The sequence below is a fragment of the Streptomyces rubrogriseus genome (assembly GCF_027947575.1).
Taxonomy (GTDB): Bacteria; Actinomycetota; Actinomycetes; order Streptomycetales; family Streptomycetaceae; genus Streptomyces; species Streptomyces rubrogriseus.
This window is the reverse complement of the sequence record NZ_CP116256.1, coordinates 6,698,638-6,710,722: the sequence shown is the minus strand read 5'-3', so window position 1 is coordinate 6,710,722 and position 12,085 is coordinate 6,698,638. Positions and strand designations below refer to the sequence as shown.

General features: G+C 71.4%; 9 protein-coding genes. 6 read left to right on the top strand and 3 right to left on the bottom strand.

The genetic code is table 11. From position 1 onward, the window contains the following. Positions 1 to 39 precede the first annotated feature (39 nt). Positions 40 to 900 carry a bifunctional DNA-formamidopyrimidine glycosylase/DNA-(apurinic or apyrimidinic site) lyase gene (gene mutM, locus Sru02f_RS30040; RefSeq protein WP_109036093.1) on the top strand — a complete coding sequence of 287 codons (861 nt, stop codon included), beginning with the start codon at positions 40 to 42 and terminating at the stop codon, positions 898 to 900. Here mutM and Sru02f_RS30035 read toward each other — a convergent pair. Both Sru02f_RS30035 and Sru02f_RS30030 read right to left on the bottom strand, forming a co-directional pair. Further along, positions 890 to 1,294, bottom strand: coding sequence for a winged helix-turn-helix transcriptional regulator (locus Sru02f_RS30035; protein ID WP_164278722.1), 405 nt, complete (start codon positions 1,292 to 1,294; stop codon positions 890 to 892). The two genes, mutM and Sru02f_RS30035, sit on opposite strands and share 11 nt — an antisense overlap. 63 nt (positions 1,295 to 1,357) lie before the next feature. Then, a complete protein-coding gene (locus Sru02f_RS30030) occupies positions 1,358 to 2,542 on the bottom strand; it encodes a CAP domain-containing protein (protein WP_109036089.1) in 1,185 nt (394 codons plus the stop codon). Positions 2,543 to 2,724: 182 nt separating this feature from the next. On the opposite strand from Sru02f_RS30030, the gene Sru02f_RS30025 reads away from it, so the two are divergent. The 4 genes from Sru02f_RS30025 to Sru02f_RS30010 all read left to right on the top strand — a co-directional run bounded on the left by Sru02f_RS30025 (position 2,725) and on the right by Sru02f_RS30010 (position 9,082). Continuing rightward, complete coding sequence (locus Sru02f_RS30025; protein WP_003973419.1) at positions 2,725 to 3,006, top strand: acylphosphatase; 282 nt, start codon at positions 2,725 to 2,727, stop codon at positions 3,004 to 3,006. 379 nt (positions 3,007 to 3,385) lie between these two features. Further along, the gene (locus tag Sru02f_RS30020) at positions 3,386 to 3,598 is read left to right on the top strand and encodes a hypothetical protein (RefSeq protein ID WP_003973418.1); all 213 of its coding nucleotides are present in this window, start codon (positions 3,386 to 3,388) and stop codon (positions 3,596 to 3,598) included. A 320-nt stretch (positions 3,599 to 3,918) separates the two neighbouring features. After that, positions 3,919 to 7,479 carry a chromosome segregation protein SMC gene (gene smc, locus Sru02f_RS30015; protein ID WP_109036087.1) on the top strand — a complete coding sequence of 1,187 codons (3,561 nt, stop codon included), beginning with the start codon at positions 3,919 to 3,921 and terminating at the stop codon, positions 7,477 to 7,479. A gap of 187 nt (positions 7,480 to 7,666) precedes the next feature. Next, positions 7,667 to 9,082, top strand: coding sequence for a sugar porter family MFS transporter (locus tag Sru02f_RS30010; protein WP_109030533.1), 1,416 nt, complete (start codon positions 7,667 to 7,669; stop codon positions 9,080 to 9,082). Positions 9,083 to 9,204: 122 nt separating this feature from the next. On the opposite strand, the gene Sru02f_RS30005 is transcribed toward Sru02f_RS30010, so the two are convergent. Beyond that, complete coding sequence (locus Sru02f_RS30005; RefSeq protein ID WP_109036085.1) at positions 9,205 to 10,662, bottom strand: cytosine permease; 1,458 nt, start codon at positions 10,660 to 10,662, stop codon at positions 9,205 to 9,207. 184 nt (positions 10,663 to 10,846) lie between these two features. On the opposite strand from Sru02f_RS30005, the gene ftsY reads away from it, so the two are divergent. Further along, a complete protein-coding gene (gene ftsY, locus Sru02f_RS30000) occupies positions 10,847 to 12,055 on the top strand; it encodes a signal recognition particle-docking protein FtsY (protein WP_109036083.1) in 1,209 nt (402 codons plus the stop codon). Positions 12,056 to 12,085: the final 30 nt, after the last annotated feature.

The following is a 12,085-nucleotide window of genomic DNA, read 5'->3' as shown; positions in this document are numbered from 1 at the left end:
CGGCCCAGACCGCCGGGCCGGCCCGCCCGAGGGGAAGCCATGCCCGAGTTGCCCGAGGTAGAGGTCGTACGGCGCGGCCTGGAGCGCTGGGTCGCCCACCGGACGGTCGCCGACGCCGAGGTTCTGCACCCGCGCGCGGTGCGCCGCCACGTCGCGGGCCCCGACGACTTCGCCCACCGCCTGAAGGACCACCGCATCGGCACGCCCAGCCGCCGCGGCAAGTACCTGTGGCTGCCCCTTGAGGACACCGACCAGGCGGTCCTCGCCCACCTCGGCATGAGCGGCCAGCTCCTGGTCCAGCCGCACGAGGCACCCGCCGAGAAACACCTGCGCATCCGGGTCCGCTTCGCCGACGCCCTCGGTACCGAACTCCGCTTCGTCGACCAGCGCACCTTCGGCGGCCTCTCCCTGCACGACACGTCCGCCGACGGACTGCCCGACGTCATCGCACACATCGCCCGCGATCCGCTGGACCCCCTCTTCGACGACGAGGCGTTCCACCACGCCCTGCGCCGCAAGCGCACCACGATCAAACGGGCCCTGCTCGACCAGTCCCTGATCAGCGGCGTCGGCAACATCTACGCGGACGAGGCCCTCTGGCGCGCCCGCCTCCACTACGAGCGCCCCACCGCGACCCTCACCCGCCCCCGCACCGCCGAACTGCTCGGCCACGTCCGGGACGTGATGAACGCCGCCCTCGCCGTCGGCGGCACCAGCTTCGACAGCCTCTACGTCAACGTCAACGGCGATTCCGGCTACTTCGACCGCTCGCTCGACGCGTACGGCCGCGAGGGCCTGCCCTGCAACCGCTGTGCCACACCGATGCGCCGCCGGCCGTGGATGAACCGCTCCAGCTACTTCTGCCCGAAGTGCCAGCGCCCGCCACGGGTCACGCCGTAGGCATCCGGCGCTCGTCGTACCGCTCGCGCGAGGCCAGCACCTCGTCCATCCGTCCCTCGACGCACTCGATGAGCGCGAGCAGCCGCCCGGCCACCTCGTGGCCCAACGGCGTCAGCTCGTAGTCCACCCGGGGCGGATTGGTCGGCTGGGCCTCGCGGTGCACCAGTCCGTCGCGCTCCAGCGCGTGCAGGGTCTGGGCCAGCATCTTCTCGCTGACACCGTCCACCCGGCGCCGCAGCTCGTTGAACCGGAAGGACCCCTCGTACAACGCGCCGAGCGTCAGCGCGCCCCAGCGCCCGGTGACGTGCTCCAGGGTGCCGCGCGAGGGACAGGCCCGGGAGAACACGTCAAACGGCAGATCCTGCTCCGCCGTGCGCTCCTGCGTGGTCGACATACCTCCAGCGTACGCGAGCACAGCGCTGCCCCGCAGTGCGCGCTTCGCCGGCCATCGGTCCCCTCAGTAGCCGAAGTCCTGCGTCCACCAGGGCCCGCCGGAGCCGAAGTGGACGCCGACGCCCAGGGTCTGGAAGTCGCAGTTCAGGATGTTGGCCCGGTGGTCGGGGCTGTTCATCCAGGCGTCCATCACGGCCTGGGCGTCGGCCTGGCCGCGGGCTATGTTCTCGCCGCCGAGGCCCGATATGCCCGCTGCCGACGCCCGGTCCCAGGGGGTGGCGCCGCTGGGGTCGGTGTGGTCGAAGAAGCCCTGGGTCGCCATGGCCCGGCTGAAGTCCTCGGCCAGTTCGCGCAGCGCGCTGTTCGCGGCCACAGGGCTGCAGCCGACCTTGGCCCGTTCGTCGTTTACCAGCTTGAGCACCTGTGCCTGGGCGACGGCCTCCTCGGAGACCGCGGCGGGCGCGCTGGGCCTCGCGGGCTCCTTGGTGGCCGGGCGCGAGGGAGTGGTCGGCTTCGGCTCGGCGCTGGGAGGCGTGTTCGGCTTCTTGGTCTTCGACGGTGCCGGGGCGGCGGGCTTCGAGGCCGGTGCCGAGGTGGAGGGGGAGGCCGAGGACGGCGAGGAGGACGGGGAGTCCGCGGCGGACTCGTCCTTCGACGGTGACTGGGCGGAGGGGGCGGACGGGGCGGACGTGGGGGAGCGGTCGGTGCCGCGGCTCGTGGCCGCGTCGCCGCCCCGGCCGGTGTCGGCGCTGCCCGAGGTGCCGCCCTGCTGGGACGGGCTGTTAGTCGGGGTGTCGTGGGCCTGCACCCGGTCGCCCCCGCTGCTGTTGCCGCCGATCCGGTAGTTGTCGAGGCCGGGCACCACGCCTGTGGCCACCGCCACCGTGCCGATGGCCACCGCGGCGGAGACGCCGAGCAGGCCCGTGCGGACCGGGGTGGCGGCCTTCCTGCGGCGGCGACGGCGTCCTCCGCCGGGCTGCGAGCCGCCGGCGGGCGTGTATCCGTCCCGGGGGAAGGCGACGGTGCGGCCGGCCTGCGGGCCCTCGCCGTCCGGGGCGTCGGCGAAGAGGTAGGCGTCGCTCTTGGCGCGGACCTCGGCGTACGCCTCGGGGTTCAGATAGGGAGCGATGCCCATCGTGGGCGCCTCGCCCGCGTCCGGAGCGAGCGGATCGCGGCGCCGTCCCGCCGTACCGTCCGGCTGGTGGCCCTCCGCGGCGCGGCCGGCGGCGGAGCGTCGGTGGCGTCCCATGTCCTGGCCTTCCTCGTACTCGTCCTCGCCTGGGCGTGCCCTCGCGGTGGACTGTGCTCACGATCAACACGGAACTCACACGATCGAGTGAGTTTCAAGTGAGATTCATTGGGTCGGGACGGTACCGCATGGCGCCAGGGGGTGAAGTGTCCCGCGAGACATTGACTGGTTAGGTTGCAGTCATGAGCGAGGATGTACGGCTGGTCGCGTGGGTGCGCGGACAGGTCCAGGGCGTGGGATTCCGCTGGTTCACGCGGGCCAGGGCGCTGGAACTCGGCGGGATGAGTGGTTTTGCTCTCAATTTGGGCGACGGCCGCGTGCAGGTCGTCGCGGAGGGCCCGCGCGAGCGCTGCGAGGGACTGCTCGAGTGGCTGCGCGGTGACGACACGCCCGGACGCGTGGACGGAGTCACCGAGATCTGGGACACACCCCGCGGGGGGTACGAGGGCTTCGCCATCCGCTGACGACCCTTCGCGCGAGGGGCCGCAGGCGCCGGGAGCGACCCTCCCCGCAGGGGTGGCCGGGGCGAAAACGGGCAGGTGGTTGCCAAGGGCGGCCGCTCGTGGGAGGCTCCGCACGCGAAATGATCGCCACGCCCCGAGGGGCCCGCAGGAGTCGCAGCGTCGCCGTTCGCCGGCCGCATGCCCCCGGGCGCCCGCCAATACGGGGCGTGATCGTGTTGACCGTCAAACTTTTTGGTGAGACGCTGAAAGCCCCGCGCACCTTAGCTGTTTGGCATGGTTGAACGGCAGTAAAAACTCCAAAGTGCCAAGCACCGCGGGTGCGATTCCCTCACGACCCACACCGCTTCGGTCGGTCACTCATTGTGGAGGACCATCCATCATGGCAAAGGCGCTTCTCGGTTACGTCGGCGGCTCCGACCCTCGACTCCTCGCCGAGATGCGACGGCTCCAGCAGCGCGTCCAGGACCTGGAATCCGAGCTCGGACGAATCCAGGCGGAGAACGACGCGCTGGCGGCTGCCGCTTCTCACGACAGGATCATGGAGAGCATGGAGAGCGTTGACGCACACCAGGCGGAGCCTGCGCTCACCTGATCACTGCATCGCTCCACCACGGCACGGCAGTGGTCGGGCCCGCCCGTACCACCGCTCAGGTGCCAGAGTCCGCAAGGGACGCTTCGGCGTCCCTTCTTTCTTTCCAGCCCCCCGTCTCGCGCCGTCTCGCCGGTCCAGCCGTTTCGTACGGTCTCGGTGCCCGCCCCCGTCCGGTCCGTGCCCTCGGCCCGCCCCGTCCCTGCCCCGCGCAACCTTTCACCCTCTTCAACGTCTGATGTGCCCTGCACGTTCACCGGTGAAACCGCGTCGGTTCACCGGTTCGTGGAGTGAGACAGACCCGAAAGGTAGAGTCCGACGGCGTGCACCTGAAGGCCCTGACCCTCCGCGGGTTCAAGTCGTTCGCCTCGGCGACCACGCTCCGGTTCGAGCCCGGCATCACCTGTGTCGTCGGCCCGAACGGCTCGGGCAAGTCCAACGTCGTCGACGCGCTCAGCTGGGTCATGGGCGAACAGGGTGCCAAGTCGCTGCGCGGCGGCAAGATGGAGGACGTCATCTTCGCCGGCACCACCGGCCGCCCGCCCCTCGGCCGGGCCGAGGTGTCGCTGACCATCGACAACTCCGACGGGGCCCTGCCCATCGAGTACGCCGAGGTCACCATCACGCGGATCATGTTCCGCAACGGCGGCAGCGAGTACCAGATCAACGGCGACACCTGCCGCCTCCTCGACATCCAGGAACTCCTCTCCGACTCCGGCATCGGCCGCGAGATGCACGTCATCGTCGGCCAGGGCCAGCTCGACTCCGTCCTGCACGCCGACCCGATGGGCCGCCGCGCCTTCATCGAGGAGGCCGCCGGCGTCCTCAAGCACCGCAAGCGCAAGGAGAAGGCGCTCCGGAAACTGGACGCGATGCAGGCCAACCTCGCGCGCGTGCAGGACCTCACCGACGAGCTGCGGCGCCAGCTCAAGCCCCTCGGCCGGCAGGCCGCCGTCGCCCGCAGGGCCGCCGTCATCCAGGCCGACCTCCGGGACGCCCGGCTCCGGCTCCTCGCCGACGACCTCGTACGGATGCGCGAGGCACTCCAGGCCGAGGTCGCCGACGAGGCCGCGCTCAAGGAACGCAAGGAGGCCGCCGAACGGGAGCTGGGCAAGGCGCTGCGCCGCGAGGCGGACCTGGAGGACGAGGTGCGCCGGCTCACCCCGCGCCTCCAGCGCGCCCAGCAGACCTGGTACGAGCTGTCCCAGCTCGCCGAACGGGTGCGCGGCACCATCTCGCTCGCCGACGCGCGGGTGAAGAGCGCCACCTCCGCGCCGCCCGAGGAACGCCGCGGCCGCGACCCGGAGGAACTGGAGCGCGAGGCCGCCCGCGTCCGCGAGCAGGAGGCCGAACTCGAAGCGGCCCTGGAGGCGGCCGAACACGCCCTGGAGGACACGGCCGCCCACCGCGCCGATCTCGAACGCGAACTGGCCATGGAGGAACGCCGCCTCAAGGACGCCGCCCGCGCCATCGCCGACCGCCGCGAGAACCTCGCCCGGCTCGGCGGCCAGGTCGGCGCCGCCCGCTCCCGTGCCACCGCCGCCCAGGCCGAGATCGAGCGGCTGGCCCAGGCGCGGGACGAGTCCGGACAACGCGCGGCCGCGGCGCAGGAGGAGTACGAGGCGCTCCAGGCCGAGGTCGACGGGCTCGACGCCGGCGACCAGGAACTCGCCGAGCGGCACGAGGCCGCCAGGCGGGCACTGACCGAGGCGGAGGCCGCGCTGAACACCGCGCGTGAGGCGGCCACCGCGGCGGAACGCCGGCGCGCCGCCACGCAGGCCCGGCACGAGGCACTTGCCCTGGGCCTGCGTCGCAAGGACGGCACCGGAGCGCTGCTCGCCGCCAAGGACCGCCTCACCGGACTGCTCGGCCCCGCCGCCGGACTCCTCACCGTGACGCCGGGCCACGAGGCCGCCCTGGCCACCGCCTTCGGTGCCGCCGCCGACGCCCTCGCGGTGACCTCCCCGGCGGCCGCCGCCGACGCGATCCGCCTGCTGCGCAAGCAGGACGCGGGCCGGGCCGCCCTGCTGCTCGCCGGCGCCCCCGACGACGTAGCGCACGAGACGCGCGGCGACGGACCGCCGCACGCCGCCGACCTGGTGCACGGCCCCGCCGACCTGATGCCCGCCGTACGGCGGCTGCTGCGCGGGATCGTCGTGGTCGCCACCCTGGAGGACGCCGAGGACCTGGTCTACGCCCGCCCCGCGCTGACCGCCGTCACCGCCGAGGGCGACCTGCTGGGCGCCCACTTCGCGCAGGGCGGTTCCGCCGGGGCGCCCAGCCTCCTGGAGGTGCAGGCGTCCGTGGACCAGGCCGCCGCCGAGCTGGCGGAGCTGGGCGTGCGGTGCGAGGAGCTGGCGGGGGAGCAGGAAGCAGCCGTCGGGCGACGGCGGGAGTGCGCCGCGCTCGTCGAGGAGCTGGGGGAGCGGCGCCGGGCGGCCGACCGGGAGAAGTCGTCCGTCGCCCAGCAGCTGGGCCGGCTCGCGGGCCAGGCGCGGGGCGCCGCCGGGGAGGCGGAACGGTCCGCCGCGGCGGCCGCCCGGGCGCAGCAGGCGCTGGACAAGGCGCTCATGGAGGTCGAGGAACTGGCGGAACGGCTCGCCGTCGCCGAGGAGATGCCTGTCGACGAGGAGCCCGACACCGCCGCCCGCGACCGGCTCGCCGCCGACGGTGCCAACGCCCGCCAGACCGAGATGGAGGCGCGCCTCCAGGTCCGTACCCACGAGGAGCGGGTCAAAGGGCTGGCCGGACGCGCCGACTCCCTGGACCGGGCCGCCCGCGCCGAACGCGAGGCACGCGCGCGTGCCGAGCAGCGGCGGGCCAGGCTGCGGCACGAGGCGGCCGTCGCCGAGGCGGTCGGCGCCGGCGCCCGGCAGCTGCTCGCCCACGTCGAGGTCTCACTCACCCGCGCCGACGAGGAGCGCACCCTCGCCGAGGCGGCCAAGGCCCGGCGTGAGCAGGAGCTGACCACCGCGCGCACCGCCGGGCGCGACCTCAAGGCGGAGCTGGACAAGTTGACGGATTCAGTTCACCGGGGCGAGGTACTCGGCGCCGAGAAGCGGCTGCGCATCGAGCAGCTGGAGACCAAGGCGCTGGAGGAACTCGGTGTGGAACCGGCGGGGCTCGCGGCCGAGTACGGCCCCCATCAAGAGGTGCCGCCCTCGCCCCCCGCCGACGGCGAGGAGCTCCCGGAAGACCCGGAGCATCCGCGTAACCGCCCGCGCCCCTTCGTCCGCGCCGAGCAGGAGAAACGGCTGAAGGCCGCCGAGCGCGCCTACCAGCAGCTCGGCAAGGTCAACCCGCTGGCGCTGGAGGAGTTCGCGGCGCTGGAGGAGCGGCACCAGTTCCTCAGCGAGCAGCTGGAGGACCTGAAGAAGACCCGCGCCGACCTGCTCCAGGTCGTCAAGGAGGTCGACGAGCGCGTCGAGCAGGTCTTCACCGAGGCCTTCCGGGACACCGCCCGGGAGTTCGAGGGCGTCTTCAGCAGGCTGTTCCCGGGCGGTGAGGGGCGGCTGATCCTGACCGACCCTGACAACATGCTCACCACGGGCGTGGACGTCGAGGCCCGGCCCCCGGGCAAGAAGGTCAAGCGGCTGTCGCTGCTCTCCGGCGGGGAGCGCTCGCTGACCGCGGTGGCGATGCTGGTGTCGATCTTCAAGGCCCGGCCGAGTCCGTTCTACGTGATGGACGAGGTCGAGGCGGCGCTGGACGACACCAACCTGCAACGGCTGATCCGGATCATGCAGGAGCTCCAGGAGGCCTCGCAGCTGATCGTCATCACGCACCAGAAGCGCACGATGGAGGTCGCCGACGCGCTCTACGGCGTGTCCATGCAGGGCGACGGTGTGTCGAAGGTCATCAGTCAGCGGCTGCGCCAGTCCTGAGGACCGATTCTTCAAGACTTGAACACATAATCGCTTCGGCTTCCCTGAAACTCACAGCTCTCGTCCTATTGACTTCGATACTTGAAGGCATAGTCTCTGCAACGTTGCTTTTACCTTCAGGTTCCTTCGTCGGTGCCTCGAAGGGTGAACCGCCCCGGCAGCGTTGCCGGTAGCCCGAGGAGTACACGTGTCCCGCACACAGGCAGGTAGTTCAGGAGCCGGGACGGCTCATCCCGATCATCTCGGGCACGTCATCTTCATCGCGGCGGCGGCCGCGATGGGCGGTTTCCTGTTCGGTTACGACAGTTCCGTGATCAACGGTGCGGTCGAGGCCATCCGGGACCGTTACGACGTCGGTTCCGCGGTGCTGGCCCAGGTCATCGCCGTGGCTCTGATCGGCTGCGCCATCGGTGCCGCGACCGCGGGCCGCATCGCCGACCGCATCGGCCGTATCCGGTGCATGCAGATCGCGGCGGTCCTGTTCACTGTCAGTGCCGTGGGCTCCGCGCTGCCCTTCGCGCTGTGGGACCTCGCCATGTGGCGTGTCATCGGCGGCTTCGCCATCGGCATGGCCTCGGTGATCGGTCCCGCCTACATCGCCGAGGTGTCCCCGCCCGCCTACCGCGGCCGGCTCGGCTCCTTCCAGCAGGCCGCGATCGTCATCGGCATCGCCGTCTCCCAGCTGGTCAACTGGGGTCTGCTGAACGCCGCCGGCGGCGACCAGCGCGGCGAGCTGATGGGCCTGGAGGCCTGGCAGGTCATGCTCGGCGTCATGGTGATCCCGGCCGTCCTGTACGGCCTGCTGTCCTTCGCCATCCCCGAGTCCCCCCGCTTCCTGATCTCGGTGGGCAAGCGCGAGCGCGCCAAGAAGATCCTCGAAGAGGTCGAGGGCAAGGACGTGGACTTCGACGCCCGCGTCACCGAGATCGAGCACGCCATGCACCGCGAGGAGAAGTCCTCCTTCAAGGACCTGCTGGGCGGCAGCTTCTTCTTCAAACCGATCGTCTGGATCGGTATCGGCCTGTCGGTCTTCCAGCAGTTCGTCGGCATCAACGTCGCGTTCTACTACTCCTCGACGCTGTGGCAGTCGGTCGGCGTCAACCCCGCCGACTCGTTCTTCTACTCGTTCACGACGTCGATCATCAACATCATCGGCACCGTGATCGCGATGATCTTCGTGGACCGTGTCGGCCGCAAGCCGCTCGCCCTGATCGGCTCCGTCGGCATGGTGGTCGGGCTGGCGCTGGAGGCCTGGGCCTTCTCCTTCGACCTGGTCGACGGCAAGCTCCCGGCCACCCAGGGCTGGGTCGCGCTGATCGCCGCCCACCTCTTCGTCCTCTTCTTCGCCCTGTCGTGGGGTGTGGTCGTGTGGGTCTTCCTCGGCGAGATGTTCCCCAACCGGATCCGTGCCGCCGCCCTGGGCGTGGCCGCCTCCGCGCAGTGGATCGCCAACTGGGCCATCACCGCGAGCTTCCCGTCACTGGCCGACTGGAACCTCTCCGGCACCTACGTGATCTACACGATCTTCGCCGCCCTCTCCATCCCCTTCGTGCTCAAGTTCGTGAAGGAGACCAAGGGCAAGGCCCTGGAGGAAATGGGCTGACCCCCACCCCACCCCGAGCCCGGGGAGGAGGGCCAAGTCCCCGCCGCCCCCTCCCCGTACCGTCCGCCGCCCCGCCCGGTCACTTCCGGGCGGGGCGGCGGTGTGCCGCGGCCCGGCGAACGTCAGACGGCCACGGTCTCGGCCTCGGGCTGCTCGGCCCGGTCCGGGCGAACTCCCGGGACGATCAGCGCCGGCTTCGGCAGCACCGCGTACAGCAGGGCGGAGATCACGACCGTGGCGACCCAGCCCAGCCCGTACTCGCCGACGAAGTTGTTCGCGGCGAGCGGCCCGGTGAACCAGTCGGACGTGGTGAACAGCAGACCGGCGGCCAGGCCCACCGCCCAGGCGACGACCGCCGCGGGGGAGAAGCCGCCGCGGTACCAGTAGGCGCTGGTGCGGCCGGTGTCGGCCAGGGCCTCGCCGTCGTACTCCCGGCCGCGCAGCATGTCCGCGCCGAACACGCCGACCCAGGCGGAGAAGGCGACCGCGAGCAGCGACAGGAACGCGATGAAGGACCCCATGAAGCTGGTCGCCACCAGCATCAGCACGCCGCCGAAGACCAGCGAGATCACGGCGTTGACCGAGACCGCCCAGTGCCGCGGGACCTTGAAGCCCAGGGTCTGCGCGGTGAACCCGGCCGAGTACATCGACATCGAGTTGATCAGCAGCATGCCGATCAGCGCGATCAGCAGGTACGGCACCGCGATCCAGGTCGGCAGGATCTCGCCCAGGAAGGAGACCGGGTCGGCGGCCGAGGCCAGATCCGGCGTGGAGACCGCCATGACCGCGCCCATCAGCACCATCGGCAGGACGACGATGCCCGCGCCGCCGACCGTAACCCCGACGATCCCCTTCGAGGACGCCGTGCGCGGCAGGTACCGGGTGAAGTCCGGAGCGGACGGGATCCAGCTGACGCCGCCCGCCGCGATCAGACCCACACCCGTGATCATCGCGGCCACCGAACCGGCGGACCGGTCGAACACCGCGGACCAGTCGGTGTCGACCACCAGGTAACCGAGGACCAGCACCGAGAAGGCGCCGAAGAGGTACGCCGCGTACTTGTTGCACTTCTGCACGGCGTTGATGCCCAGCCCCGAGATCGCGAACGTCGCCACCACGAAGGCGAGCAGCGTCACCATGTCCAGCACGCTGTTGGCGCGTATGCCGAAGACGATGTCCAGCACGGTGAGCAGCGCGTAGGCACCGGTCACCGCGTTGATCGTCTCCCAGCCCCAGCGGGCGACCCAGATCAGCGAACCGGGCAGCAGATTGCCCCGCTGCCCGAACACGGCACGGGACAGCGCCATCCCGGGAGCGCCGCCCCGCTTGCCGGCGATGCCGATCAGCCCGACCAGGCCGTACGACACGACCGGCGCGGCCCCCGCGACGACCAGGGCCTGCCAGAAGTTGAGCCGGTACGCCACGACGAGGCTGGCGCCCATCGTGAGCAGCAGCACGCTGATGTTGGCGCCGACCCAGGTCGGGAACAGCTCGCGGGTCCGGGCGGTGCGCTCGTGGTCAGGCACCTGCTCGATGCCGCGGGTCTCCAGGGCGCCTTCGTTCTCGGCGGTCTTGCTCATGTGGGGGGTCCGTGCCTCGATCGTGGGGAAGAGGGGCCGGTCGGGACTCTACGCGCGTTGACGCGGCCTTCTCCATCGTACTTTGCTCCGACTCGCTCCTTCCAGGGGCCTTTGTCCTTTGGTGGAAACCACAAGCGACCGATAGCGGGGGGCCGTGCCGGGGGTCACGCATACTGGTCCCGTTATGGAAATCGTCATCCTTGCTGTAGTCATCGCCGTGGTCGTGATCGGCGCGCTCGGCGGGCTGGTCGTCGGCAGCCGCCGCAAGAAGCAGCTGCCCGAGCCGCCCTCCGCCGCGCCCGACATCACCGCCCCTCCGGCCGAGCCGCACGTCGGCGACGAGGCCGAGACGCCGCGCGACGAAACGCGCCGGACGATAGAGGAGGTCGACCTCCCGGACGGCGGCACCGCCACCGTCGAGGAGCCGCCCGTCGTCGAAGAGCTCGAGATCCCGCAGATCGAGGTTCCCGAGCCCACCGCCGGCCGACTGGTCCGGCTCCGTGCCCGCCTCTCCCGCTCGCAGAACGCCCTCGGCAAGGGCCTGCTGACCCTGCTGTCCCGGGAGCACCTCGACGACGACACCTGGGAGGAGATCGAGGACACGCTCCTCACCGCCGACGTCGGCGTGCAGCCCACCCAGGAACTGGTCGAGCGGCTCCGCGAACGGGTGAAGGTCCTCGGCACCCGCACGCCGGAGGAGCTGCGCACCCTGCTGCGCGAGGAGCTGATCACCCTGGTCGGCCCCGACATGGACCGCGAGGTCAAGACCGAACCGGCCACGAGCAAGCCCGGCATCGTGATGGTCGTCGGTGTGAACGGCACCGGCAAGACCACCACCACGGGCAAGCTCGCCCGCGTCCTGGTGGCCGACGGCCGCAGCGTCGTGCTCGGCGCCGCCGACACCTTCCGTGCCGCCGCCGCGGACCAGCTCCAGACCTGGGGCGAGCGGGTCGGCGCCCACACCGTGCGCGGACCCGAGGGCGGCGACCCCGCCTCCGTCGCCTTCGACGCGGTCAAGGAGGGCAAGGAGATGGGGTCGGACGTCGTGCTCATCGACACCGCCGGCCGCCTGCACACCAAGACCGGCCTGATGGACGAGCTGGGCAAGGTCAAGCGCGTCGTGGAGAAGCACGCGCCGCTGGACGAGGTGCTGCTGGTGCTCGACGCCACCACCGGCCAGAACGGTCTGATCCAGGCCCGCGTCTTCGCCGAGGTCGTCAACATCACCGGCATCGTGCTCACCAAGCTGGACGGCACGGCCAAGGGCGGCATCGTGGTCGCCGTCCAGCGCGAGCTGGGCGTGCCGGTCAAGCTGATCGGACTCGGAGAGGGCGCGGACGACCTGGCGCCGTTCGAGCCCGCGGCCTTCGTGGACGCCCTCATCGGCGAGTGACGCCGACTGCCGGCGCACCGCGCCCGCACC

Coding starts and splice junctions, on each gene's coding strand:
- mutM (WP_109036093.1), top strand. CDS start 40: ATGCCCGAGTTGCCCGAGGTAGAGGTCGTACGGCGCGGCCTGGAGCGC.
- Sru02f_RS30035 (WP_164278722.1), bottom strand. CDS start 1,294: ATGTCGACCACGCAGGAGCGCACGGCGGAGCAGGATCTGCCGTTTGAC.
- Sru02f_RS30030 (WP_109036089.1), bottom strand. CDS start 2,542: ATGGGACGCCACCGACGCTCCGCCGCCGGCCGCGCCGCGGAGGGCCAC.
- Sru02f_RS30025 (WP_003973419.1), top strand. CDS start 2,725: ATGAGCGAGGATGTACGGCTGGTCGCGTGGGTGCGCGGACAGGTCCAG.
- Sru02f_RS30020 (WP_003973418.1), top strand. CDS start 3,386: ATGGCAAAGGCGCTTCTCGGTTACGTCGGCGGCTCCGACCCTCGACTC.
- Sru02f_RS30005 (WP_109036085.1), bottom strand. CDS start 10,662: ATGAGCAAGACCGCCGAGAACGAAGGCGCCCTGGAGACCCGCGGCATC.
- ftsY (WP_109036083.1), top strand. CDS start 10,847: ATGGAAATCGTCATCCTTGCTGTAGTCATCGCCGTGGTCGTGATCGGC.